This is a genomic window from Waltera intestinalis (genome assembly GCF_009695995.1).
Lineage (GTDB): Bacteria > Bacillota > Clostridia > Lachnospirales > Lachnospiraceae > Acetatifactor > Acetatifactor intestinalis.
Window position 1 is genome coordinate 38,641 of sequence record NZ_VUMU01000010.1, and the last position, 25,965, is coordinate 64,605.

Genomic DNA, 25,965 nt, shown 5'->3' on the forward strand with positions numbered 1-25,965 from the left:
CTTTTTACCCGGTTATTTATCCATTCGATACAATTTCAGGGAATTGTCCCATGCCGCCTTGCGCACTTCTTCCTCTGTGATCCCCTTGATCTGCGCCATGGCAGCGATCACATAGGGAATGTTCAGGGAGCTATTGCGTTTACCGCGGTTCGGTTCCGGCGCCAGATATGGGCAGTCCGTCTCCAACACGATGCGGTCCATAGGGATATATTCTACCGCTTCCTTCAGCTTCTTTGCATTTTTAAAAGTCAGCACGCCGCCGATTCCAAAGTAGAATCCCATATCCAGGAAAATCTTCGCCGTCTCCTTCGTATAGGAATAGCAGTGAATTACACCGCCGATCTCTTCTGCGTGCGCCTCCGTCATGAGATCCACGGTATCCTTCGCTGCATCCCGGGAGTGAATGATAACAGGCTTTTTGATCTCACGCGCCAGTTCCAGCTGCCGCAGGAACCACTTTTTCTGTGTCTCGTGGTCCGGCTCCGGCCAGTAATAATCCAGTCCGATCTCTCCCACCGCCAGGCATTTCTCCTTTTGGCACTGTTCCTTCAGCCAGGAATAAGATTCCTCCGTCAGTTCCGCGGTCTCGCTGGGATGTACGCCGATAGCTCCATATATGTAATCGTACTGCTCCATCATCTCTAACACTTTCCGGCAGGATGCCAGGCTCGCACCCACATCCACCACCCGTGCAATGCCCTGCCCCGGCAGCGCCGCCAGAAGCTGTTCTCTGTCGTCGTTATATGCGTCATCGTCATAATGCGCATGCGTATCAAATATCGCAATCATATAAAATCTCCTCAACTTGAATAATTATACAAAAAAGAACCGTGTGATATTTGTCCTACAAAATAATTTCCGAAAGCGTGGATCCGGCTGTGCTGCGTGTGCGTTTGTCAGACAATTATTTTTCTATTTCTTTCCAAGATGATTCTACAAAATCTTCATACCGCAGATCTTTGTCTGCAGGATCTTTTGTGTCCAGTGGTCGCATATTCCAGTTATTTTTGATAACCGGCTTTCCTGTCCCCTTCTTCTTGCTCCGTTTCCCGGTGCTGGTAGTCGTTGGTTGGCTCTGATCCGTCAAGATCTTAAATACCAGATACCCGAACATGACAATTAAAATTGAAAACATCATTGCTATTGCATCATTCATAGTATTCCCCTCACTCATCAATTTCAAATATCGCGAATACTTCATGTACAGAACTATTAACAGTTTTTCTGTAGTGTTCCTCATCTATGTCGTTTCCCGTTTCTAACCAGACTGTGGAAAGGTTGCCATTTCGGTTTCTGTTCTCCCCTTAAGAGAATATGGATCCGCCAAAGACTTGAACTCCGGACAACCTGATTAAGAGAAAAGACTCCTAATAGGTATTTTAAGTCGTTTTTTGGCGGTTTACGCTGCAAGAACCGTATGCTATAATTGGCATGTCGTGTTACCCCGACAGGAAGGGGGTGACATTTTGGTAGAACTCTTTAACTTTATACTCTCTGTTGTGGCAAGTGTAGTCGGCAACTACATAAGCAAATGGTTGGATGGAGAGGATGAATAACACGATCAGCCAAGTAACAAAGAACCCCGGGCTTGCACCCCGGGGTTTTTGTGTGACATTTTGTTCTTACGAACTCTTTAACTTTGGCTAATTTCAATATAACACGGGATACCGGCTTTGTAAAGTAGTTTGTCCGACAAAATGAAAGCAAAAAAAGAACCGTCCCCGGAGCTCCTAAGTCTCCAAAAACGATTCTCTCGAGTGCACCGCCAGGGGCTCGAACCCTGGACACCCTGATTAAGAGTCAGGTGCTCTACCAACTGAGCTAGCGGTGCATTTTCTGTGTCGTTGTTGCGTCTCCCGCAACGACAAGACATATATTATCACATGGTTTTCAAGAATGCAAGTACTTTTTGAAAAAAATTTAAATATTTTTTTCGATTTATTTGTACAATAGGTGAAATTACTGTTTTTTACGGGCTTCCTGGCACTTTTTGCAGTAGCCGTACAGCTCTAATTTGTGTCCGGTGACAGTGAAATCTCCGGTATCCTGCTCTAAATGCACATGTGCAAAGGGGCAGCTGGGCAGCGGAATCCTCTTATGACATTCCAGGCAGACCGCATAATGGGTATGTTCCCCGCGGTTCAATTCGTATACTACGGTACCGTCTCCCATGAACGTTGTCTTCTCTACCATTCCATGTTCTTCAAATGTTGCCAGAATCCGGTAGATTGTGGATACAGCATAATCGCTGCCTTCGTGATCTCTCTCAATACGATTGTAAATCTGTACGGCGCTGAGGGGCTCGGTCGCTTCCTCCAGCACCTGATACACGCATTTTCTCTGTTTGGTCCATTTTAATCCCTTGGGATAAGAAATATCATTGTGTTCACATTTATGTTCTTCCATAGATATCTGTCCTTTTATATCGCGATCTCGAGGGCGCAGTGCTTTCCACCTCGAAACACTTCGTGTTCCTCGCTGGACGGGCGTCGCCCTATCAAAATTGGATCTGCCTCTTATGCCTGCAAGCAGTCAAAGAGTCAGCTCTCAATTTTGGCACTGCTTGTGCCTACAGCCAGTTTATCACAATTCCTGTCAAAACACCAATCACATATAAAATTCCCACGATTTTCAGATTTTCCTTTTTATCCGGGTTCACGCGAAACAACACCAGCAGTCCTACTCCCGCTCCTACCAGCAATCCGGACATCATGGCTCCAAGGCTGATCACACCACTGATATACAATTGCGTTATGGTCACAGATGCTGCACAGTTGGGGATCAGTCCCACCAATCCTGCCAGCACAGGTCCCAGTACGGGACGGTTCAGGATCAGACCGGCCAGAACATCTTCTCCCACAAAATGCAGTGCTGTGTTCAGAACAAATCCAATGACTATAATGAAAAAGGTAATGTGAAGCGTATGCTTTACCGCAGATAGAAAAATGCCATCCTTTTCACAATGGCAGTTCTCATGCTCACAGATTTCATGAATGTGTTCTTCCTCTTCATGGTCATTTTCCCCATGTCCGTGAACATGATCATGAGGATGTATCTTCCTCTCACGGACCAACAGATCGATCACAAACCCGGCTATGGCACCAATGGCTGCTTTCGCTCCCAGCACGCCCAGTACAAAGCAGATATCCATTTTCTCCGAAATCAGGATCGGCAGCATCTCATCAGAAGTGGACAGATAAATGGCTATCAGTGTTCCCAGAGTGATCACCCTGCCTGCATATAAGTTGGATGCTGCTGCCGAGAACCCACACTGAGGCAGCACACCTGCCACGCCACCGATCAACGGTCCCATTTTACCTGCTTTACGCACCATATGTGTGGTCTTCTCGCCAGCCTTATGCTCCAGATATTCCATAGCCAGATAGGTCAGGAACAAAAATGGCACCAGCTTTATACTATCTATTAAAGTATCTAAAATAACTTCCGACATGACTCTTACCTTTCCATACTTTTTTATCAAATGAATACTTAATCATATATTTGTTCTAAATGCAAATGAGTTGCATTTGCATTTAGAACTATAACACATTTTTTCATATTGTCAATATTTTAATTATAAAAAATGCGCTATGCTATGATAAGCTACGAAAAGCAAGAGAATGCCCACCCGGGCAAAAGCCAGCCGGTATACCGTCTTATTATTGCAATTCGATCAATCTTCGATCAATCCTTTTTTCTTCCATGCTCCGCTCCGCCAGCGCAACATCATGCCGACCGCACGGCTGCATTCATCTGCTGTCAGACCGATATAAGCACCCACTACTGCCAGATGCAGCTGTATCCCCAACAGATACGTTCCTCCCGCTGCACACAAAAACATGAAAACAGCTCCGAGGATCACCGGAAATACAGCATCTCCACTGGTTTTCAGTGCATTTCCGTATACCAGATTTGTTACTCGTCCGGCTTCCAGGGCAATATCAATAAACATCAGCTTCTGCACTAGTTCTACCATACTCTTATCCTGCGTGAAAAAAGAGATCAGGACCGGGGCACTGACTGCAAACAGAAATTCTGTTCCCATCGCCAGTACCGCTCCGATCGCCGCAGATTTTTTAGTCTGCTTATCACATATTTCATATTTTCCCGCACCCATATACCATCCGGTCATAATGGCATTCGCCTGTGCAAGCGCACTTCCCACACAGAAGGATAAATTTGTGATCTGTGCCGTATAGGAGCGGGCAGCCACATTGATTCCCTCCGTATCCATCTGGTTCAGAAAACGGATCACCAGTGTCATCGCTATATTATAAATAGTATTCTCCAAAGCGGAAGGTAATCCGATCCGGATGATCTTCCGCAAAATCTCTCCGGAATTTACCCTCTCCGAATATTTTTTTGCAGGGATCAGCCGCCGTACAAAGATCACTATCAATATCAGATTCACTACTTTAGAGATCACTGTTGCGGATGCGACCCCCTGCACACCGAGGTGGAAACGAAACAGAAACACGGCATTTAATATAAAGTTCAAAATATTACCTGTCACAGTTGCGATAAGGGGCTGTTTCGTATATCCGAACGCACGCAGATATCCTGCCAGTATGGGAATCATTGCGTTCAATATGCTTCCGCCTCCTACGATCCGCAGGTATTGTACGGCAGGCTCCTTCAATGCCGGTGCAATACCTACCACATACAGAATCCCATCGGAACAGAAAAACAAAAAAACAGACATCACAACACCCAGGATTCCATTAAACCATAATCCCAGGCTCTTTGCCTGACAGGCGATCCCCGGTCTGCCCGCACCGATATTCTGTGTCATCACAGCCAGCATTCCCATAGAAACTACCGAATACATAATAATGAACACACCAATATAAGTATTTGCTGTTCCGACTGCTCCGACTGCCTGATCTCCCACAGAAGAAAGCATTAAGGTATCCACCATTCCGGACAACATGTAAAAGATCGTCTCCAGACACAGTGGTACAAATAATTGAAATAATGACTTATTCTGTCCTTCCATCGTAGGTTTTATATCCTTTCTGCGGTTCCTAAAAATTTGCATTTTCATTTTACAACTATTCAGAATACTATTCCGAATAGTCTCTTCAATTTTTACATATTACTACTTTATCTTTCCTAGAACTTGCATTTTTACCACAGAAAATTGACTTATTTCTACTTTTATAGTAATCTGACCATAATATCCTCTACTCCACTTCACAGAAAGGCCTGCCTATGTACCCTGAATTAAGAGAAGAACGCATTCACGGAACAAAAGAATTTCCTTTTAGCTGTTATCACCTGCATGATATGCCTGCTTTTTTTCAGATTCCTGTCCACTGGCATCCGGAGGTCGAGATCATATATGTCCGCTCCGGCTCTCTTAAGATCATCATTGAAGGAGAAGAATACGAAGCGACCGGCGGCTCCGTCTATTTTGTAAATCCCGGTGAGCTTCATTTTATGGGTTCCTCAATTCCGGGCGTAGACTATCATACCCTGCTGTTCCCACTGGAATTTATTTCCTTTCAGACGGATGATCTGTTGGAAACGGAGTTTCTCCTTCCCTTGCGTAACCATGAATTGCTTTTGCATCATAATCTTTCCCACGAAAAAAGCTGTCCTGACATCATTTCTCTCATCCGTGAGATCCTGTCTGTCAGACAGCTTCCAAATACATTGAGCGGGCATTTCCGATTACGTATTTTATTGTTGTCACTTATCCAAAAAATTGCTTCCTGCGGAACCATTAACCCAATGGGCTCCAAAAGGAACGATCCGATGCAGCGTGAGATACTGACTTATCTGCAGTATAACTACACGGAACCCCTTCGATTGGAAACCCTGGCAGAGCAATTTCATTTATCCGAAAAATATTTGTCCCGCTATTTTAAGCAGCATTTTCATCTGACTCTGACGCAATACCTGATGCATCTGAGGCTGACCCATGCCTGCCATCTGTTAGAGAGCACCTCTCTGCCGGTTACAGAGGTTGCCCTGCAGTCCGGCTTCCCCAACGTGAGTCATTTTATCCGCTGCTTTCATAGGACATATCAGATGTCTCCGCTGCAATATCGTAAACAGCTGCCCTATCAATGATCGTTTTCAAGAGCTCTTCTTGCCAGCTCCAGACATCCCATAATGCCCTGATCATCGTGAAGAGATGCCGGCACCACATAATGCTCCATGTCTGCAAGTTCATCCGTTACGATATAGCCATTGATGTATTCCTTAAGCTTCTTGCGGATAAGCGGGAACAACTGCTCCTGGTGCATGACACCGCCGCCTAAAATGATCATTTCCGGTGATACCGTCATGACATAGCCGGTCAGTGCCTGAGCAATGTAATCTGCCTCCAGCTCCCATACTTCCGGGCAATCTGCCAGGTCCACTGCTTTCCTGCCCCAGCGTTCTTCGATGGCAGGGCCTGCTGCCAGACCTTCCAGACAATTCTTATGATAAGGACATCTTCCGGCATAAGTATCTGCGGTCCGCTTCGTGATCAGCACATGTCCGGTCTCCGGATGGAGCATTCCGTGATGCAGCTCTCCGTTACTATAAATACCACCGCCGACACCGGTACCGATGGTCAGATACATGACACACTTTTTCCCTTGTGCCTGTCCGAAGGTCACTTCGCCGAGGACAGAACCATTCACATCTGTATCGAATCCCACGGGGCAATGAAGTGCCTCCTGCATCTGCCCAACAATATCGCAGTCCCTCCAGGCCAGCTTTGGCGTGGTTGTGATATAACCGTATTTTTCTGAATCTCTGTCCAGCTCAATGGGTCCAAAACAGGCAATTCCCAATGCATCGATCCCCTTGTCCCTAAAATAAGCGATCATCTTAGGAATCGTCTCCTTAGGCGTAGTTGTAGGAATCGATACCTGTTCATAAATTGTACCGTTCTCATCCCCAATAGCGCAGACCATTTTTGTACCGCCGGCTTCCAATGCACCCAGACGTAATTTTGCCATATAAACTCCCTGCCTTTCCAGATTCTGTCTGTCAAATATATCCTGAGCTTTTCCTTCGGATTCCGCTCTCTGTGGTTAGTATAGCAAATCCTTTTCTCCCTGTTAATATCAATTTTTATGGAGTTTCTCTCTCTTTTTAATTTTCTCTTTTCCGGGGGATCTTTCCTATGATATACTTGTTATACTGTTCTCAGTTACACACAAATTGCAGGAGGTTATATCACAATGAAAAAAATATGGATCGTCGGTTCCCTCGGTCACATGGGGCAGGCGTTGATCAGGTTGTTAGACATGATGGAATATGAATTATACGAAACCGATAAGGACGAGCTGGATATCACGGATGAACATGCAGTTTCCCTGTTCATGCACCGCAATCGTCCCGATGTCGTCATCAACTGTGCAGGATATCATCCTTCCGCCGGTGCAGCGCAGTCGGAGACAGATATGGCTTACAAGGTAAACGCCGTAGGTGCGAGAAATCTGGCGCAGTCTGCGGAGAGCATTCAGGCAAAACTCATACAGATCTCTACGGATGATGTATTTTCCAGCGCATCCGACACACCCTATAATGAGTTCGATGATGTAAATCCCGTAGGACTGTTTGCAAAATCCAAATACGCCGGAGAGAAATTCGTCATCCAGCTGATGACCCGCTATGTCATTATCCGCAGTTCCTGGATCTATGGCATCGGCAAAGACTTTTTGAATGAAGTACTCGAAGCTGCCGCGGACCCTCAGGTATCCACAATGGAATTGCTAAACAACGACCGTGCGGTACCTACCTCCGCTGCTGAGCTTGCACGCGTGGTAAAATTTTTCATCGACAACGACCATTACGGTATCTATCACGCCGTATGCAGCGGCGGTTCCTGCACACGCCTGGAATTCGCGAAAGAGATCCTGCGTCTTGCCGGAAAAGAGGAGCGGCTTACCGTCACAGTAAAAGACGGCACCCCGGAGAAATATTCCGTACTGGATAATATGATGCTGCGTCTCACCGGCATCGAAGAACCCAGTGGCTGGAGAGAGACACTGGCTTCCTACATGAAAGAAACCGGAGGACTGGAATAGTGGAAAAACACGAAAAAGAAAAGAAAAAACTCGGTCTGTCCACCAAAATCTTTATTGCCCTTTTAACCGGTGCGGTATGTGGTGTGCTGATCCATTATTATATGCCGGAAGGGTACTTTAGAGATACGATTCTGATCAACGGTATTCTCTATGTACTGGGCAACGGTTTTATCCGTCTGATGCAGATGCTGGTGGTTCCTCTGGTATTCTGCTCCCTGGTCTGCGGCGCCATGGCCATCGGTGATACGAAAACGTTGGGAACTGTGGGTGTGAAAACGATCCTGTTCTATCTGTGCACCACTGCTTTGGCGATCTGCGTGGCACTGGGCATTGCCAGTCTGATCAATCCCGGCATCGGTTTAAATATTGCATTGCCGGAGGATGCCACCGAAGTCGCGACCACCCAGGTAGATTTTGCGGAGACGTTGTTGAATATTATTCCGAAAAATATTTTTACCTCTCTGTCCACCGGAGATATGCTGCCGATCATCTTCTTTGCTTTATTTGTCGGCATTCTTCTGGCTGCCATGGGCAACCGGGTCTCCACTGTGGCGAACTTTTTCAGTCAGTTCAATGACATTATGATGGAAATGACGATTGCAGTCATGAAAGCAGCCCCTGTCGGTGTCTTCTGCCTGATCGCCAAGACCTTCGCAGGTATCGGCTTCGACGCTTTTGTGCCTATGCTGAAATATATGGGAAGTGTCATTCTGGCACTGGCAGTACAGTGTTTCGTGGTATATCAGGTCATGCTGTTTGTGTTCACCCGCTTGAATCCTTTTAAGTTCATTAAAAAGTTCTTCCCGGTTATGACCTTTGCCTTCTCCACTTCCACCAGTAATGCGACGATCCCTCTGTCTATCGACACTCTGTATAAAAAAATCGGTGTCTCCAAACAGATTTCGTCCTTTACGATTCCTCTGGGTGCCACCATTAACATGGACGGTACTTCCATTATGCAGGGCGTAGCAGTTGTTTTCATAGCACAGGCTTACGGTATTCCTCTGACCCCGGCTGCCATTGCTACTGTCATTGCCACCGCGACGATCGCCTCCATCGGTACTGCCGGTGTCCCCAGTGTCGGTCTGGTCACCTTGTCCATGGTACTGACCTCCGTGGGACTGCCTACCGAAGGCATTGCACTGATCATGGGTATCGACCGTATCCTGGATATGCTGCGTACCGCTGTCAATATCACCGGTGATGCCGTATGTACCACTATCGTGGCTAAGCAGCAGGGTGCCTTTAACGAGAATACTTTCCGGGCAGATAACTGATCACCTGTTTACAACTTTTCAGACGGCTGTCACTGTATAAAAAAAAGAGTGAAACATTCTGTCTTGTGCTCAAGTGCACCGTCAGATGTTTCACTTTTTTATAGCTCGAAGCTATTCTATTTCAGTTTATTAAGTTTTGCCCGGTTGGCAATAACGATCAGCCGCATATCCTGTGTCAGAGGTACTTCCGGATCGATATTGGTATTTACATTTTTTCCTTCGATGATCGCCACCACGTTAATGGAATATTTTTTCCGCAGATTCAGCTCGATCAGGTTCTTCCCGATCCACTGCTGTTTGACTTCCATTTCCACCATAGACACATCCTGGGACAATTCGATAATGTCCATGAAACCGGAGCTTAACAGATTTTTGGCCAGGTGGATCCCTGACTCACTCTCGGGGAATACTACACGGTCTGCTCCTACTTTCGTAAGGATCTTGCAGTTTATCTCAGTGGCGCATTTGGCGATAACGGTCTTTACGCCCAGTTCTTTACACAGCATGGTTGCCATAACACTGGCTTCCAGATGATTTGCCATGGTCACAATGACCACATCAATATTCGCAATACCGATCTGTCTCAACGCTTCCGGATCTGTAACATCTGCACATTTACAGTATGGAATCTCTGAGATTGCCGCATTGACAACTGCCTCTCTATTGTCTACCGCCACCACCTCTGCGCCGTTCTCTGCCAACTCCTTCGCCACACTTCTTCCATATCTTCCAAGTCCAAATACTGCATAGGTCTGATTGATTCCCATAGTCTCTTCCTTCCTGTTGCTTCGATCTGCTTTATCCGACGCTGATCTCTTCTGTCGGGTTCTTCACAATATTTTTGTTCTTTTTCTGCGTGCTGAATGCCACTACCAGAGATATGGGGCCGACTCTTCCCAGATACATGGTCATGATAATAATCAGTTTTCCCCAAAGATTCAGCATGGAAGTCAGGTTCCTGCTTAATCCCACAGTAGCTGTGGCACTGACTGTTTCATACACAATATCTATCACATCCGCCTCTGTCACTGCAGATAAAAGAATCGCAGACAACGACGCAATGATAAAAAACATACCTACAACTGCTACCGATTTATTCACCGCCTGCTTCGGAATATTTCTCCCAAAAAGCTCTGCATCCTCCTTATTACCTATGGTGGCAAACATAGATACCAGCAGCACTGCGATCGTAACTGTCTTCATTCCTCCTGCGGTTCCCACCGGAGAGCCGCCGATCAGCATCAAAAGCACCGAAATGATCGCAGAGGTATTGGTCAGATCCTCTTGTGGAATCGTGGCAAAACCTGCGGTTCGCGTAGTTACTGCCTGGAACAGGGATGCCCAGATCCGTTGCGGCACCGTGTAATCCTGCATCGTCAGAGGATTATTGTATTCAAAAATATAAAATGCCGCCGCTCCCACTACAATAAGTATTCCTGTCACCGTGAGTGCTATTTTACTGTGAAGCGTCAGCAGTCTGAAACATTTGAGCTTCTGGCTCCGGATATTTTTCAAAACCCGCAGTACATCCCACCAGACGATATAGCCCAAACCTCCCAATATGATCAACAGCATCGTGACCAGATTGACCATGGGCTGAAATACATAGCCGCACAGACTGTCTTCCGCCATAATATCCATTCCTGCGTTGCAGAAGGCAGATACAGCATTAAAAATCGAAATCCATATGCCTCTGAGTCCGTATCCCGGCACAAATACTGTCATGTACAAAAGAGCTCCGCATCCCTCCACCACCAGAGTACCTATGAGAACCTTGCGGAGGAATTCCACGATTCCGGAGATATTATTCAGATTAAATACATCCTGCAGCATCCACCGGTTACCCAGTCCCAGTCGTCTGTGCAGTCCCATCATCACACCGTACATGACCGTAATGACTCCCAGACCTCCCAACTGGATCAGAAACAGGATCACGATCTGTCCCCAGACGCTCCAGGTGGAATATGTGGGAACCGTCACCAGACCGGTCACACATATGGATGTGGTAGCCGTAAATAAAGCATCTATATAAGGAACCGCTTCTCCGGTAGCTGAACTGATGGGTAATGCCAGCAGGAAGCTACCCACTAATATGGCACACAGAAAGCTAAGCATGATCTTCTGTGTCGTAGACAACTGTATTATTTTTTTACTGTTCATAACACACTCCATTCCGCCGATGCTTTATCTCATCAGTGGAATCGCTAATCAAATTTCACGGGTGCAATCCGCAATGTTATGATTATAACACACTTTTAGATAAAAAACTCCTATTGGAGACAGTTTGTTGCCGAATCCATCATAGGAGTTCTCTTCTGATCTTATTTTTCTTCTTTTATACTTTAAATCGGTAGCCCACACCCCAGATGGTCTCGATATACTGAGGTTTTGCAGTATCTTTTTCAATCTTCTCACGGATCTTCTTGATGTGCACGGTAACGGTGGCAATATCACCGATAGAATCCATATCCCAGATCTCACGGAACAATTCTTCTTTGGTAAATACATGGTTCGGATGCTCCGCCAGGAACGTCAGCAGATCAAACTCTTTGGTCGTAAACGTCTTCTCCACACCGTCCACATAGACACGTCTTGCAGTCTTATCAATACGGATACCGCGGATCTCCACGATATCATTCTGCTGCTTCTGGTTGGTTCCCACCAGTCTCTCATAACGGGCCATGTGCGCCTTCACGCGGGCTACCAGCTCACTGGGGCTGAAAGGTTTGGTCATATAGTCGTCCGCCCCCAACCCTAGGCCGCGGATCTTATCAATGTCGTCCTTCTTCGCAGATACCATGAGAATAGGAATATTTTTCTCCTCGCGGATCTTCTTACATACTTCGAAGCCGTCCATGCCGGGCAGCATCAGGTCCAGAATGATCAGATCATAATCCCCTGCCAGTGCAGTCTTTAGTCCCTCATCGCCGGTATTGCAGATATCCACCTTGAAATCACTGAGCTCCAAATAATCCTTCTCAAGATCTGCAATTGCTACTTCATCTTCAATAATTAAAATCTTACTCATAATTTACCCTCCATTTACAGAATGTCCTTGCATCATCGGTTATCATGCTATTTCTGTTTCATTCCTTATTGATTCCTTATTCATTACTTGGTTCCACCCGGCTGCAGTTCAATGTATTTTCTCAGGACAAAATGCATACAGGTGCCTTCACCCTCTTTGGCTGTTGCCCATACATAGCCGCCGTGATCCTCGATGATCTTCTTCACAATAGAAAGTCCGATGCCACTGCCGCCCTGGGCGGAATTGCGGGAAGCATCCGTGCGGTAGAACCGCTCAAAGATCTTCTGCAGATCTTTCTGCGCGATTCCCTTGCCGTTGTCCTCGATCTCTACCCGGATAGCATCCACTTCGTCGAGAATACGGATATCAATGTGCCCATTGGGCTTATCCATATATTTTACGCTGTTACTGATAATATTATTGATGACCTTCTTCATCTGCTCCGGATCCGCGATGACAACTGTGTCAGGAGATACCAGATTCGAATAGTTCAGCTTGATACCCCGCTGCTCCAGATCCAGTCCGACTTCTTCCACACAGTCGCCGAAATAATCCGCCACGTTGATCCGGTGGAAATTGTACGGGATCCGGTTATTATCAATTCCGGAATAAGTGGTCAGCTCGTTGATCAGACGATCCATATCAATGGCTTTATTGTAGATGGTCTTGATGTATTTATCCATCTTCTCCGGCGTATCTGCCACACCGTCCATGATTCCTTCCACATAACCCTTAATGGCTGTGATAGGGGTCTTCAGATCATGGGAAATATTGCTGACCAGCTCTTTGTTCTGCTTCTCATGCTGGGTGTTCTCTTCCGTGGATTCCTTCAGCCGTAAACGCATGTCTTCATAATTGCGGTAGAGATCACCGATCTCACCCTTGGCATCTGTCTCCAGAACATAATCAAAGTTGCCTTCCTTGATCTTGCGCATTGCCACATTCAGCTCATTGATGGGCTCAAATACGCCCTTGTGGATCCACTGGGTCAGCATCAGGCTGGTGAAGATCAGGATCACTATGATAGCCACGAACATATCGATCAGCAGATGTCTCGAGATCAGCGAATTGACCTTCGTGACGATAAATACGCTGCCCGGTGTTCCATCCCGGAAAGTGAAATCAATCTGTTTTACATACTTCTCCAGTTCATTGTAGAAATATCCGCTGTCATCCGACAGATTCTCTTCACCGTAGGCAGGCAGTTTTTCAAAAATCTTCTGTGCGGCATCTTCATTGCCCGCATAGTATAGTCCGTCACCCTTTCTCACTATAATATAAGTAGACTTCCGGGATACCTCTGCATTCACATGATCCAGATATTCCTTATCCTCTAACTTGCTGCTGTCTTCCTTCACCTGGTCCAGCAGCACATAATACGCCTGATCCGTGGTGTTGGTGAATTCCCTGAAATTCTCCGACATCATGGAATAATCAATATCCGTCAGGCTGAGACCCTGAGAGTAATTCATCAGGTAAATGGCAATCATCACAAACGCCATGATCGTCAGCAACAGCGGAAGTAATATAATACTTATAAATGTTACACGAAGTCTGGTTTTAAATTTCATATTACTCTTGCCTTTCAGCGACCTGCAAACTTTCCGTGACTTTAGTACACTGTGTAGCACAAGTTTGCGCGTGTTTTATACTTTACTTTCGCTCATTATAGCATGATTCCTACCTTCTGTGTATAAAGGAAGCAGGAATATCATAAAAAAAATATAAACAAAATTTTTTCATTTTTCTGTTGACATTATTCTCGCATCATGTATAATAAGCTTATAAGAAACAGTAATCATTACTATTATTGAGAAGGGAGCTTATCATGGCACTGAAACGAAGCAGACAACGAGAAATGATCAAATCCTTTCTCATGGGACGCAAGGATCACCCTACCGCTGATGTGATCTATTCTAATCTGAAACAGCAGGATCCGAAATTAAGTCTCGGTACCGTCTACCGTAATCTGACTCTGTTGTCTGACATGGGAGAGATCTTACGACTCCGGGTCGGTGACGGTGTTGACCATTTTGATGCCGATACTTCCGAACATTATCATTTCGTGTGTACGGAATGCGGAAGCTTCATTGATCTGGACATGGATAGTATTGATTCCATCATGGAGACAGCCGGAGAGAGATTTGACGGCCGGATCCGGGGACATGTCACTTATTTCTATGGCACTTGTCCCGCCTGCACCAGGGTTGCTACGGAGTCCTAGTTTTCTGAATGAAAACTGGCTTCGTTCCATAATATATTTGTGCTGATAAAGCACACGCAAAAAGAGAAAACTAAAAACAAAACATTTCATTTGAGAAAAGGAGAAAAAATTATGGCAAAGTATGTATGTCAGGTATGTGGTTATGTTTATGAAGGTGATGCGGCTCCCGCAGAGTGCCCCATCTGTCACGCTCCCGCTTCCAAGTTCACCAAGCAGGAAGAAGGTAAGACCTGGGCTGCTGAGCATGTAGTAGGTGTAGCGAAGGGTGCTCCCGAGGATATCATTGCAGATCTGCGTGCGAACTTCCAGGGCGAATGCTCTGAGGTTGGTATGTATCTGGCAATGGCAAGAGTAGCTCACAGAGAAGGTTATCCCGAGATCGGTCTGTACTGGGAGAAGGCTGCTTACGAAGAAGCTGAGCACGCTGCAAAATTCGCTGAGCTGTTAGGTGAAGTCGTAACCGATTCCACCAAGAAGAATCTGGAGATGAGAGTAGATGCCGAGAACGGTGCTACCGCAGGTAAGTTTGATCTGGCTAAGAGAGCCAAGGCTCTGAACCTGGATGCTATTCATGACACCGTTCATGAGATGGCTCGTGATGAGGCAAGACATGGCAAGGCATTTGAGGGTCTGTTAAAGAGATACTTTGGCTAAACTACAAGCCATGCAAGGATAAAATAAAAAGTCACTGGGAGGACATTTATGTACTTCCAGTGACTTTTTATTTTAGATTTATACGGCGACAGCCGTCCATGAGCAAGTCACGCAGTGACTGCGAATGGGTTGCATGGCGCCAGCCTTAGGAGCACGCCAGCCCTTATACGGTTCCGGAGATCACCAGCGTGCTGACACCGGGGTTGATCCCCCACGCTCCCGTAACGGGATCCTGGGTGTAAGTCGCTGCGGGTACAGTAATACCTCCTGCAGTTCCGGTAAATAATCCGGTAGTCGTATCATACGTATAGTTTGTTCCCTCTGCCCATGCAGTTCCATTAAAATTCACAGACAGATTCTCCAATACAGGATTAAAGGTATCTGTGATCACGACACCGGTAGCTGCATCTGCTGCCGTATTCCCCAGATTCTGTATCAGGAACGTATACGTCAATGTTCCATTCTCTGTCACGGGTACGGGACTGACGGACTTTGTGATCGTAAGAAGCGGTCCGCTTACCGCATTTACTGTCTCGTTCACAGTAACAGGAGTGACCCCTGCCCCGGCAATCGTCGCCGTATTCGTAATGGAAGCCTCTGCTGCCAGCGGTGCATAAGAGTTCACCTCAGCCTCATAGGTAAGTGTCACATTACCTCCCGCAGGCACGGTAATTCCCGTAATTGTCAGAGGAGGGCCTGCCGTTACAGCCGGTGTTGCCTGTAAAATTCCGTTTGCATAGTATTTTACGGTCCCCGGAATATACGTCAGAGGTGTCAGTTCTCTGGCATTAAACAAATACTCTCCCAGATTGTCCGTTACTGTAATTCCGTTAAATGCTGTAGTGCCTGAGTTCACAATGCTGATCACATACGTCACATTTTCATTCTGTCCGTAGGTATCCCGCACTGCTGTCTTGGTTGCAGACAATACCTCCGTGATCTCACCCACTGCTATATTGGAGTTTGTAATCTCATTTCCATAGCGAAGCTGTGCCTGATTTGTAAATCTAGCCATATATTTTTGTATCCTTTCATTGTATTTGGATTTACTATAATATATGACTGTTTTTAAGAAAGTTGACGGATTCTGTCACTGCATTTCTTGACTTTCCTCTGCCACATCCGTACTGTCCTCCTCTTCCACCAGATCCTCCAGCGTATAATTGAAGCCGGTCACCACGTTGGTAGTCACGACATATACTTTCATTTCAGAGGGAAATGCAATGTAGTACTGGCTGGTCATGGAATTCAGATTACCAATGTTAATGATCACGCTGCGATCTGCAGTCTCGTACTGAATGGTACGCTCCGGATCCGCCAATCCGTACTGTGACATATCCGTCACATTTTCAATCACCTGATCTGCCTTTAACGGTGCCACCTTCAGGATCATCGTCTTGATCCGATCCTGGTTCAGATTCAGGGAATGATCGTCCGCATAGTACCATGTTTCATCCTCTTTTTCAAAGGCATAGGTCTCTCCCTCATATACATAGCAGAAGCTGGTAATATCATCGGAGTTCACATCCAGCACCGTCTCCTGTGTATCCTCGGTAGTGGAAGTCGCGGATACTGTATTTTTATTATACTGTCGGATGCCCAGGAATACTGCCGCCAGCACCACCAGTGCCAGCAGCATTCCGATCATCTGTCTTTGTTTCTTTTTCATATCTATAACTCACGCCTTTCCCAATTATTTCTTCCGTCTGCGGAACCAGATCACAAATCCGGCGATCATACAACCGACGGGAAGGATCATGGTAACCAACAAGCCCAACAACAGAATCTGTGCGGAATTCACTACCAGATTAGAGACCTCATAGCTTTTTACCGGAATGGATACCGATGTCTCATGATCTGTCATTCCACTGAATGTATTGGTGAACAGGGTCAGGTTCGCACCGCTGACGACAGAATTTGCATCATCCGTGAACAGCTGCTCGCAACCGTACACGACCAGTGTCGCATCCCCATCATCCAAAGTCTTTACTGCCTCAACACCTAATGCGAAGGGACCATTCATATCATTTTCACTCTGTGAAAAATCCTGTGTATTGTTGACATCCTGTTTTGCAAAAGAGCTGTCGGAGGTGCTCAGGAATACATCATAGGTAATATCACCGGTGGCTGTCTCGCCGGTACTTACTTCCTCCGGGACGATGATGCCCTGAGAATACGGCAGGAACAGATATTTTCCGTAGGTGCCTGAGGTATAGCTGTCAGAGCTCTGTGTCGGCAGGATATAATACGGACTTCTGTAATAGCCGTTGGAATCATTCTCCACTACCAGTCCTTTGGCAATGCTCAGATTCATGTAGCTTAAGATAGCATCTATATTGGGTGTCTCCTCATCGGTATAACCGGTCACCAGGATGACCTTACCGCCATTATCCAGATAATCGATCACCTTATCCTTGTCATCGGAAGAGAAATCACTGGTGGCGCCGTTGATGAACAGACAGGCCGCATCGTCGGGGATAGCATCTAGATCCATCAGATTCACGGTCTCATAATCCACATTTTCCTTGTTCAGTGCGGATGTAAAAGTGTTACTTAAACTCAGTTCGTTATGTCCTGTTGTCATATATACCTTGGGCATATTGTCATTTAACACATAATCCAACGCACTGGTGATCTGTCCTTCGCCATCATAACCGGTGGTCGTGGTGTTATAACTGTACGTCGAATAGTCAAAATCATAGGAAGACTCATAGACATCGTTGTAATCAATGACCTTGCTGCGCTTGTCGCTGACCACGATCAGGCTGTTCGTGCTGATGTTGCCGGTGGTGTACTGGGTATAGAACATCGGGTTAACGGTGGGATCCACATATTCCACGGTGATATGATCCGACAGATCATCATATCTCTGTAAAGTCTGCCCCAATGTGGTATCCTGATTGTCCTGATTTACCAACACATAGATTGTCACATCATCCTGCATATTTTTCACATAGTCAACGGTCTGATCTGTCAGGGAATAGAGCTTCTGGCTGGTCATGTCGATTGCTGTCCAGCTAGAAGGCATCTCGCCCATGATAATATTAACGACTACTACCAATGCTACCGCTACGGCGATCATACCGGTACTGTAGGCACTAAAGCTTAAGTTCTTCACGGACATGCTGTAACGGCGTTTCTGAATGGACTGTACCGTCAGGAACAGAACCAGAGCCGTAACGGATACATAATATACGATAGAAGATACATCCAGTGTGCCGTTTAACAGGTTGGAAAACGGTGTATAAAGGTCAAAGCAGCGCAGCAGCTTTGTCAACAGATTGCCGGTGCTGGAAATAATGGAGCAAATGGAATCCATCATATATCCCAGGAACAATACTAAAAAAGTAAGTACTGCTGCGATGACCTGGCTCTCTGTCACGGAAGACAGGAACAGACCGATGGCAATGGCGGTCATCCCGAAGAGGAAATATGCCAGGATCGACAGGTAAGCCTCTCCCATGGGAACACTGCCGTACTGCGCCATGATCAGCGGGTAAAAGCAGATGATCGCTACGGGAATGGCAAATATAGTTAACAGCGCCAGGAATTTTCCCATAACGATGCCGCCTACGGACACCGGTGCCGTCAGGATCAGCTGATCCGTCTTGCTCCGCTTTTCCTCCGCCAGAATACGCATGGTCAGGATCGGCACGGTCAGCATGAATAAAAAGGTAACGCTGGATACCACATACGCAAAATAAGGATATCCGTTCATCAGGTTATAAACGCTAAAATACAGTCCCAGGAAAAACAGGGTGACCGCAATAAATAAAAATCCGATAAAGGAACGGAAATAGGATTTCAATTCTCTCTTATAAATGGCTAGCATATTATTCCGCCTCCTTTGTAGTTACAGTTTCTTCGGCTTCCGGCTTTTTTCTTTTTGAGAATAGTTTGTGCTTCTCCGACTGTGTAGGTGCTACATCCTCGGTCAGTTCCAGGAAGATGTCTTCCAGAGACTTCTCCGCATGAGTCATCTCTAAAATGGGCAGCTTTGCTTCTGCCAGTGCATAGAATACCTGCTCTCTGATGTCGGCATTTTCTTTGGAGATTACTTTCAGTTTTGCAATATTTTTGGATGCCTCCGTGTTCTCTTCGATCCGGTCGATCTGTGAGATCTTCTGCAATGCAGCCTTCACCGCAGCGGCGCTTCCCTTTACTTCCAGCTCCAGTTCCATGGAACCGCTCATGAGCTTCTGCAGATTCTCCGGAGAATCGCTGGCTACCAGCTTACCATGGGCTATGATCATAATATGGTCGCAGACTGCACTGACCTCCGACAGAATATGGGAGCTGAGGATCACCGTGTGATTCTCCCCCAGCCTGCGGATCAGATCACGGATCTCGATGATCTGTTTCGGATCCAGACCTACCGTGGGTTCATCCAGAATAATGACCTCCGGGTAGCCAAGGATCGCCTGCGCCAGTCCGACTCTCTGCCTGTAACCTTTTGACAGGTTCCTGATCAGACGCTGCTGCATATCGGTGATCTGTGTCATTTCCATGACCTCGTCAATCTGCTGCTTCCGCTCTTTTTTCGGCACTTTTTTCAGTTCTGCCACGAATTCCAGGTATTCTCTGACAGACATGTCAACATACAGCGGCGGAAGCTCCGGCAGATAACCGATGGCACGCTTTGCCTCCTCCGGATCTTTTTGGATATCTTTGCCATCAATCGTCACAGTACCCTCCGTGGCTGCCAGGTAACCCGTGATGATGTTCATGGTCGTGGATTTACCTGCGCCGTTTGGACCAAGAAAACCGTAGATCTGACCCTTTTCCACACGGAAAGAGAGATGATCTACGGCAGTATGGTCACCATATTTTTTTGTAAGATTGCTTACTTCTATCATATTTACCTCCCGGATATGGTGTGATACCCCCACCTGATATCTACGGGTACCCAGAACTGATACCCCGAATTGCTTCGCAGCAAGCTGCTCCCGCAATCCGAAAAACATTCGGAATCCGCTGATTTGCTTCGCAAATCGCTACTTCCTCATGTTTTACGGGTGTAAAATTCAACCGCTTTATCATGCAAGCATGAACAGCGGTTAACCTTTACCCCCTTGTATCAGTATATGTTTCAAATGTCATGAAAAGGTGAAACCTTTGTGAAAATTGTGTGAAACCACAACCCTTAAAGCTTTGTCACGGTCAGAGAAATGCTTAAATTTCCTGCCTCCGCCGCCAGATGCAGCGGCAGCTTCTCCACAGGAATATCTTCAAAAATAAACTCCGGATCACCGGATGCGGCCGACTGGAATAAAAAAAGTACTCCGTCCACATAGAGCACCACTTTTTTCTGATTGCTGTAAATTGTCAGGGAAAGTAATCCATTCTCCTGACGATGCAGGATGGAAAGTGCCGGATAGAGCACCGGTTCGCTGCTCCATTTTGCCTGATAATAGTAATATCGTTCTGTCAGTGTCCTGCCGTCCGCCGAAAGGAGTGCTTCCGCCACTTCTCCTGGTAATCCACGATACACCGGAAGATTTTCCGGTCTTATCCACAGGTCACCCGTGAGGAATCCACATCTTCTGCACAGACGGTAAAACGCCCGCACTTCGTAGCAGTTTTGTCTCTCTGCCCCGGATCCGGTTCCTTCCAGCCGGATCGCATTGACTCCCATCCGGGCCAATCGTTCCAGATCCTCTTTCATCTGCTCCTCCCATATCCCGGCATCACCGGTCTGCAGAAGCATTCGGTAGCATACTTCATGCGGAAGGAACTCTTTTTCATTGAGGAAAATTCCCTTTTTATCTACGACACGCACATCATAAATTGCCAGTTCCTGCTGCCAGTACACTTCCACTGCACCGGTTATATCCTCAGCAGGATCTGATTCTTCCTCATTCTCCGTGCAACCTGTCTTTTCTCCATACTCCACGGTTCCGAACCTTCCCTGCGCTTTCACCAGATAGACATAGGGATCCCGCACGCCGTCCCAGAGATGCGGCCGCAGCAGCAACGCTGTCATGGAATCCGCTTCTTCTGATGAGTATTCCCCATGAAAAACAAGGCGTTCGCCCTCCGCACCTTCCCAGATCTCAATCTGTAATGTGGACAGCAAACGCCCTATCTTTTCCGGCAGGGCAAATTCCAGATAAGCCTTGCCATTTTCCAGTTTTGTTGTAATTCCAAGATCGTCTCTCATCTGCATTTCTCTTTCCTGCCTTTCGCATTCTGTTACTAAGAGTTTTTGCAGATAACATTTTATTTATGCCGGAAATCCCTCTTTCCCGCACACTATTATTACATGGGACAAGACCTGCAGCCGGGCACTTCCTCTCCGGATACATAACCTGCATGAAATTCCATGTTGATGTCCCGAAGCTCCTTCTCCCCGTCGATGTATGCCTGATACATTTCCGCCAGTCCCGAACTACAGCCATCACAGTTTGCTTCCATATATCCCAGTGACTCCGCCACGATCTGCTCCCTTTCTTCTCTTGTAGTATCCTTGATCAGATATCCTGCCATTTTCTCTTCCTCGCTTGTCTTTCTTTTACAGCCACTGTATCATAGCCATCTGTAGGGTGCAAGCTTTTCCCTTCCTTTATTCCTGTAGCTGTCCGTCCACAATACGCACGATACGTTTGGCGGACTGTGCTACGCCCAGGTCGTGGGTGATCATGACGATGGTGTTGCCCATATCGTTCAGTTTCCGGAACAGTTTCAGTACTTCTCTGCCGCTGGTCTGATCCAGAGCACCGGTAGGCTCATCCGCCAGAAGGATCGCCGGCTGTCCCACCAGTGCTCTGGCAATGGATACTCTCTGCTTCTGTCCGCCGGACAATTCGTTGGGCTTATGTCCGATACGGTGATCCAGCCCCAACAGTTTGATAGTATTTTTACACTTTTCTTCTGCTTCCTCCCGACAGGTTATTCGGCAGGGTGAATTCTGACCTGTTGCTGTTCTTATGTAATATCATCACCGTTGCCACGGAGCCGCCGCCCAGTGCAAGTACCAATACCAGTGCTGTAATGATCCATTTTTTCCGGGATTTTTTATTTTGGGGCTTGACACTGTCCTTTTTATGAGAAAATATCAGTTGTTTGATTTCATTGATTTTCACGGCGAACCTCCAGTTGCAATTTCGTCCAATATCCGTTGTTTTCTCAAGTATAGGAAAATTTTGTATTGAAAAAGTGGTCACTTTGTGAAAAATCTGTGTCCTGTAGGCGCTTTTCTTCCTACTCACGTCTATACAATTACGCAAATAAAGCATTAAAAAAGGCAGTGCTGGTAATTCGCATTAATGATCCCGGAAAAACATATTTTGTTTCACAGTCTTTTGTTTTCTCTATAGCTTATTTATTTTCTCTGGGAAATGCAGATATCTTCCAGATTCTGCGCGCCCTCCGGTCCGATGGGTCTGCCACCCGTGGTGATGCCCCATCCTGCACGGATCTTGATAATATCGTCGATCTGTCCCTGAGACAACAACGTCTTCTTCCCTAAGATAAAGTTGTTCATCATCAGGATCTTCGCATAATATTCCGTGGTCTCCATGCGGTAATATGCCTGCATGAGGTTATCTCCCCAGGTCAGCGCGCCATGGTTTGCTAACAGTACAGCATTGTATTCCCAGCAGTAGGGTGCCACCGCTTCAGGTACTTCCTCTGTGCCGGGCAGGGCAAAATGTACTAACGGCACACAGCCTAAGGACAGTACCCCTTCCATCAGCACCGGTTCTTCCAGACTGATGCCCGCACAGGCAAACGCCGTTGCTGTCAGAGGATGTGCATGTACCACGCCCTGTACCTTCGGGTTCTCCTTGAATACTCTGAGGTGCATCTTAATCTCGCTGGAAGGCTTGTGCGTTCCCTCCAACACATTCCCGTCCAGATCCAGTTTTACCAGCATGTCCTCTGTCATAAATCCCTTAGAAACTCCCGTAGGTGTTGCCCAGATCTCATTATCTCCGACTTTACAGGAAATATTTCCGTCGTTCGCTGCCACGAAGCCGCCCTGATACATTCTGCGGCCTACCTCTAAGATCATCTGTTTTGCCTGTGCATCTGATATATATTCCATACTAATCTCCATTCCGCAGGCGATTCCTTCCATCGGAGGAATCCTCCTTTTCCGTTCCGGCATACAATAATATATTACCTTATTGCCCTTCTCCTTGTCCAGCTGATATTCCCAATAATTTTTTATGCATGCTTCCTAACATATTCTTTCGTAACTAATTATCTTTCCCTAGGTATTGTACCACATTTCTATTCTTTTTTATGATACTAAAATACTTATGACCCGCCCCGATATGAGCATAAAAGTGGGATGATAATCCCTCGATATGCGAGTAGAGGGTAGGGTGCCATGTGCCAGTGGCACATGTTTAGCACGGACCGAAGCGGAATGAAATATCTTCTCATGTCTATATAAAAAAACGTCAAAATGCTATAATTAAATTTGAATTATTTTGCCAACACATACGAAGGAAGCATAGCACTATGACACGGAATAAAATTAAATTTTCTCATACCAAATGGCTGCTGCCGTTATGGGTACTTCTTATCGGCAGCATTGTCTTATATATGATCGCTCATGCGGTACAGCAGGCCAACTCCAGACATCTTCGCACTCTTGCAGAATTGAATGCTGTAACCTACGGTGATAACATGATCGCAGATCTGTATGCCGGTATCAGTATCACGGATACACTGGAGCAGCTTCTGATCAGTACGGACGGCAGAATCGACAAATTTGATACCATTGCGGACAGAATGATGGCAGATTACGTCCAAAGTATCCAACTGGCTCCCGGAGGTGTCGTAACAGATATCTACTCCACTGAAGGAAATGAAGCAGGTAAAATAGATCTGATCCATGACAAATACCGCGGAGAGACCGTAAAATACAGCATTGCCAATGATGCGCTTATCATACATGGTCCTTTCGAGCTGGAGCAGAGAGGACACGTTCTTTCGATCCGGAATCCTGTTTTTTTACAGGATGAGAATGGAACTCCCTATTTTTGGGGCATGACTATGGTTATCATCAAGGTTCCTGATATTTTTCAGCATTCCGCTGATGCCTTAACCAATTTCGGTTATTAATACCGGCTATCGAAGACCATCTCACCTCTGACCGATGAATATACCGTGGTAGACCAGTCGACGGAGACGCTGGCGGATCCCGTCTCTTATGATTTTACTCTTGATTTTACTCTGGGAGGCTGTAGCTGGAAGTCATGCCCACCGATGGCTGGAAGAATGACAAACTTTTACTTCTGGTAGTATTATGTGGCATTGCAGTGATCCTACTACTGGTGGTTCTAACGATATCTATACTACTCGTTGACGAGCAACGCAAAAAGTTCCGCAGACTCTCCCTGACGGATTCTATGACCGGTCTCTTAAATCGTAACGGATTTAATTTGCAGATGGAGGAGTATCTGGAGGGAAACAAGCAGAAAAACTGTGTCGGTATATTACTTGACGTGGATAATTTTAAATTTATCAATGATGTCTATGGTCATACTATCGGTGATCAGGTTCTATTGCAGCTTTCACAATCCTTAGTGCAGGCTTTTCCGGATAATTCCATTATTGCCAGAAATGGAGGTGATGAGTTCTGTATTATCCTGAAGGATTGCAGTGCAGAAGAGGCTGCCCCAATGATAGACGCTTTCAGCAAGGCTTCCCGCTCTTTTTCAGCCAAAGGCGTCGAACACAATTACAGCATTTCCCTGGGCTATGCGGAATACCCCGCCAACGCAGAAAAAGTCTCTGACATTCTCCGTTATGCCGACATTGCACTCTATGAGGTAAAATTACAGGGAAAACATGGTGCTCTGGCCTACCGGCCGGATTTCCACAATTCGAAACGGACACAGCTTGGTTTTTCATTATCGGATATTTCTGACAACCTGCCGGGTGCCTTTTTCATCTACCGATCCGAAAAGGAGGATGAACGCATCCTGTACGCTAATCAGGAAATGCTTCAGCTGACAGGGTGTACGGATCTGGATGATTTTATGCATTTTACGAAACATTAATTCCGTAATCTGGTGCATCCTGAAGATCTGACACAGGTAGAAGAAAGCATCTGGCAGCAGATAGAATCCGGCATGAACGGATACAATGATTATGTCAAATACCGACTTGCTGTCAAAGATGGAACTTATAAGACGGTTCTGGATTATGGGCGTATCGTGGAGAGTGAACATTATGGCTCGGTTTTCTATGTGTTAATAGTGGATTACGATTTTATAGAATCCCATTATCATCATTAAAGGCATCCCCGGTTACTTCCGGAGATGCCTTCTCTCTTCCTGTGCTTCCTCTACGTAAATGCGTGCGTTTTCCAGATTCCACCGGATCTCTTCTTCGGTAACAGCACGTTTTACTTTCCCGGGATTACCGACGACCAGGGAATTATCCGGGATCTCCACATTCTGCGTCACCAGTGCTCCGGCACCGATGATGCAGTTTTTCCCGATCTTACAGCCGTTCATCAGAATGGCTCCCATACCGATCATGGTATTATCGCCAATCTTACAGCCGTGGATGATCGCACCGTGTCCTATGGTTACATAGTCTCCGATCTCCACCGGATATCCGCTACCCAGATGCACTACCGCATTGTCCTGAATATTGCTCTCTTTGCCGATGACAATGGATTCCCGGTCGCCCCGGACCACCGCATTGTACCAGATTCCGCTGTTTTCTCCGATCGCCACATCTCCCAGCACCACTGCTCCGGGCGCTATAAATGCTGTATCATGGATCTGCATA

The 25,965-nt window shown here is 46.4% G+C and carries 28 protein-coding genes and 1 tRNA gene; 8 read left to right on the top strand and 21 right to left on the bottom strand.

Annotated features, from left to right (window positions below):
- Window positions 1-12 precede the first annotated feature (12 nt).
- The 6 genes from FYJ59_RS09035 to FYJ59_RS09060 form a co-directional block, all read right to left on the bottom strand.
- The gene (locus FYJ59_RS09035; RefSeq protein ID WP_154496553.1) at window positions 13-789 is read right to left on the bottom strand and encodes a TatD family hydrolase; all 777 of its coding nucleotides are present in this window, start codon (window positions 787-789) and stop codon (window positions 13-15) included.
- Window positions 790-904: 115 nt separating this feature from the next.
- Window positions 905-1,156 carry a hypothetical protein gene (locus FYJ59_RS09040; protein ID WP_154496554.1) on the bottom strand — a complete coding sequence of 84 codons (252 nt, stop codon included), beginning with the start codon at window positions 1,154-1,156 and terminating at the stop codon, window positions 905-907.
- A gap of 602 nt (window positions 1,157-1,758) precedes the next feature.
- Window positions 1,759-1,831 (bottom strand) — tRNA-Lys (locus FYJ59_RS09045).
- A 128-nt stretch (window positions 1,832-1,959) separates the two neighbouring features.
- Window positions 1,960-2,406, bottom strand: a complete 447-nt coding sequence (locus FYJ59_RS09050; RefSeq protein WP_118545905.1) for a Fur family transcriptional regulator — start codon at window positions 2,404-2,406, stop codon at window positions 1,960-1,962.
- Window positions 2,407-2,569: 163 nt separating this feature from the next.
- Window positions 2,570-3,451: a putative manganese transporter gene (locus tag FYJ59_RS09055; RefSeq protein ID WP_154496555.1), complete on the bottom strand. Its 882-nt coding sequence runs from the start codon at window positions 3,449-3,451 to the stop codon at window positions 2,570-2,572.
- A 222-nt stretch (window positions 3,452-3,673) separates the two neighbouring features.
- Window positions 3,674-4,996 (bottom strand): MATE family efflux transporter, encoded by a 1,323-nt coding sequence (locus FYJ59_RS09060; protein WP_154496556.1) that lies wholly within the window; start codon window positions 4,994-4,996, stop codon window positions 3,674-3,676.
- Window positions 4,997-5,211: 215 nt separating this feature from the next.
- Between FYJ59_RS09060 and FYJ59_RS09065 the strand changes: the two genes are divergently transcribed.
- Window positions 5,212-6,075, top strand: coding sequence for an AraC family transcriptional regulator (locus tag FYJ59_RS09065; protein ID WP_154496557.1), 864 nt, complete (start codon window positions 5,212-5,214; stop codon window positions 6,073-6,075).
- On the opposite strand, the gene FYJ59_RS09070 is transcribed toward FYJ59_RS09065, so the two are convergent.
- Window positions 6,069-6,956, bottom strand: coding sequence for an ROK family protein (locus FYJ59_RS09070; protein ID WP_022154055.1), 888 nt, complete (start codon window positions 6,954-6,956; stop codon window positions 6,069-6,071). The two genes, FYJ59_RS09065 and FYJ59_RS09070, sit on opposite strands and share 7 nt — an antisense overlap.
- Before the next feature lie 225 nt (window positions 6,957-7,181).
- On the opposite strand from FYJ59_RS09070, the gene FYJ59_RS09075 reads away from it, so the two are divergent.
- Complete coding sequence (locus FYJ59_RS09075; protein ID WP_154496558.1) at window positions 7,182-8,030, top strand: SDR family oxidoreductase; 849 nt, start codon at window positions 7,182-7,184, stop codon at window positions 8,028-8,030.
- Entirely contained in the window at window positions 8,030-9,307 is a 1,278-nt protein-coding gene (locus FYJ59_RS09080; protein ID WP_328597222.1) for a dicarboxylate/amino acid:cation symporter, read from the top strand. Before FYJ59_RS09075 ends, FYJ59_RS09080 begins: the two co-directional genes overlap by 1 nt.
- 116 nt (window positions 9,308-9,423) lie before the next feature.
- Here the strand turns inward: FYJ59_RS09080 and FYJ59_RS09085 are convergent, their stop codons facing one another.
- The 4 genes from FYJ59_RS09085 to FYJ59_RS09100 all read right to left on the bottom strand — a co-directional run bounded on the left by FYJ59_RS09085 (window position 9,424) and on the right by FYJ59_RS09100 (window position 13,906).
- Window positions 9,424-10,074 (bottom strand): potassium channel family protein, encoded by a 651-nt coding sequence (locus tag FYJ59_RS09085; RefSeq protein WP_154496560.1) that lies wholly within the window; start codon window positions 10,072-10,074, stop codon window positions 9,424-9,426.
- 31 nt (window positions 10,075-10,105) lie between these two features.
- Entirely contained in the window at window positions 10,106-11,467 is a 1,362-nt protein-coding gene (locus FYJ59_RS09090) for a TrkH family potassium uptake protein (protein WP_154496561.1), read from the bottom strand.
- A gap of 175 nt (window positions 11,468-11,642) precedes the next feature.
- Complete coding sequence (locus FYJ59_RS09095; RefSeq protein ID WP_022154060.1) at window positions 11,643-12,335, bottom strand: response regulator transcription factor; 693 nt, start codon at window positions 12,333-12,335, stop codon at window positions 11,643-11,645.
- 83 nt (window positions 12,336-12,418) lie between these two features.
- Complete coding sequence (locus tag FYJ59_RS09100) at window positions 12,419-13,906, bottom strand: sensor histidine kinase (protein ID WP_154496562.1); 1,488 nt, start codon at window positions 13,904-13,906, stop codon at window positions 12,419-12,421.
- 257 nt (window positions 13,907-14,163) lie between these two features.
- Between FYJ59_RS09100 and FYJ59_RS09105 the strand changes: the two genes are divergently transcribed.
- Both FYJ59_RS09105 and FYJ59_RS09110 read left to right on the top strand, forming a co-directional pair.
- Entirely contained in the window at window positions 14,164-14,559 is a 396-nt protein-coding gene (locus tag FYJ59_RS09105) for a Fur family transcriptional regulator (RefSeq protein ID WP_154496563.1), read from the top strand.
- Between the two features lie 111 nt (window positions 14,560-14,670).
- Window positions 14,671-15,213, top strand: coding sequence for an NADH peroxidase (locus FYJ59_RS09110; RefSeq protein WP_022154063.1), 543 nt, complete (start codon window positions 14,671-14,673; stop codon window positions 15,211-15,213).
- 163 nt (window positions 15,214-15,376) lie between these two features.
- Here the strand turns inward: FYJ59_RS09110 and FYJ59_RS09115 are convergent, their stop codons facing one another.
- The 9 genes from FYJ59_RS09115 to FYJ59_RS09155 form a co-directional block, all read right to left on the bottom strand.
- Window positions 15,377-16,228 (bottom strand): DUF11 domain-containing protein, encoded by an 852-nt coding sequence (locus FYJ59_RS09115; RefSeq protein ID WP_154496564.1) that lies wholly within the window; start codon window positions 16,226-16,228, stop codon window positions 15,377-15,379.
- A 75-nt stretch (window positions 16,229-16,303) separates the two neighbouring features.
- Window positions 16,304-16,882 carry a DUF4340 domain-containing protein gene (locus tag FYJ59_RS09120; protein ID WP_154496565.1) on the bottom strand — a complete coding sequence of 193 codons (579 nt, stop codon included), beginning with the start codon at window positions 16,880-16,882 and terminating at the stop codon, window positions 16,304-16,306.
- Between the two features lie 24 nt (window positions 16,883-16,906).
- Entirely contained in the window at window positions 16,907-19,045 is a 2,139-nt protein-coding gene (locus FYJ59_RS09125) for a Gldg family protein (RefSeq protein ID WP_154496566.1), read from the bottom strand.
- A gap of 1 nt (window position 19,046) precedes the next feature.
- The gene (locus tag FYJ59_RS09130) at window positions 19,047-20,069 is read right to left on the bottom strand and encodes an ABC transporter ATP-binding protein (RefSeq protein WP_154496567.1); all 1,023 of its coding nucleotides are present in this window, start codon (window positions 20,067-20,069) and stop codon (window positions 19,047-19,049) included.
- 287 nt (window positions 20,070-20,356) lie between these two features.
- The gene (locus FYJ59_RS09135) at window positions 20,357-21,379 is read right to left on the bottom strand and encodes a glycoside hydrolase family 2 protein (protein WP_154496568.1); all 1,023 of its coding nucleotides are present in this window, start codon (window positions 21,377-21,379) and stop codon (window positions 20,357-20,359) included.
- A gap of 92 nt (window positions 21,380-21,471) precedes the next feature.
- Window positions 21,472-21,699, bottom strand: coding sequence for a purine biosynthesis protein PurH (locus FYJ59_RS09140; RefSeq protein ID WP_154496569.1), 228 nt, complete (start codon window positions 21,697-21,699; stop codon window positions 21,472-21,474).
- A 76-nt stretch (window positions 21,700-21,775) separates the two neighbouring features.
- Window positions 21,776-22,054 carry an ATP-binding cassette domain-containing protein gene (locus FYJ59_RS09145; protein ID WP_331464302.1) on the bottom strand — a complete coding sequence of 93 codons (279 nt, stop codon included), beginning with the start codon at window positions 22,052-22,054 and terminating at the stop codon, window positions 21,776-21,778.
- 16 nt (window positions 22,055-22,070) lie between these two features.
- The gene (locus FYJ59_RS09150) at window positions 22,071-22,295 is read right to left on the bottom strand and encodes a hypothetical protein (protein WP_154496570.1); all 225 of its coding nucleotides are present in this window, start codon (window positions 22,293-22,295) and stop codon (window positions 22,071-22,073) included.
- Between the two features lie 239 nt (window positions 22,296-22,534).
- Complete coding sequence (locus tag FYJ59_RS09155) at window positions 22,535-23,290, bottom strand: class II aldolase/adducin family protein (RefSeq protein WP_235897976.1); 756 nt, start codon at window positions 23,288-23,290, stop codon at window positions 22,535-22,537.
- A gap of 389 nt (window positions 23,291-23,679) precedes the next feature.
- Here FYJ59_RS09155 and FYJ59_RS09160 point away from each other — a divergent pair, with 389 nt between their 5' ends.
- From FYJ59_RS09160 to FYJ59_RS09170, 3 genes are all read left to right on the top strand, one after another.
- Window positions 23,680-24,285 carry a hypothetical protein gene (locus FYJ59_RS09160; RefSeq protein WP_154496571.1) on the top strand — a complete coding sequence of 202 codons (606 nt, stop codon included), beginning with the start codon at window positions 23,680-23,682 and terminating at the stop codon, window positions 24,283-24,285.
- 134 nt (window positions 24,286-24,419) lie between these two features.
- Window positions 24,420-25,226 (top strand): GGDEF domain-containing protein, encoded by an 807-nt coding sequence (locus tag FYJ59_RS09165; protein ID WP_154496572.1) that lies wholly within the window; start codon window positions 24,420-24,422, stop codon window positions 25,224-25,226.
- A gap of 12 nt (window positions 25,227-25,238) precedes the next feature.
- Window positions 25,239-25,463, top strand: coding sequence for a PAS domain-containing protein (locus FYJ59_RS09170; protein ID WP_205839510.1), 225 nt, complete (start codon window positions 25,239-25,241; stop codon window positions 25,461-25,463).
- Window positions 25,464-25,475: 12 nt separating this feature from the next.
- On the opposite strand, the gene FYJ59_RS09175 is transcribed toward FYJ59_RS09170, so the two are convergent.
- Window positions 25,476-25,964 carry a gamma carbonic anhydrase family protein gene (locus tag FYJ59_RS09175; protein WP_154496574.1) on the bottom strand — a complete coding sequence of 163 codons (489 nt, stop codon included), beginning with the start codon at window positions 25,962-25,964 and terminating at the stop codon, window positions 25,476-25,478.
- Window position 25,965: the final 1 nt, after the last annotated feature.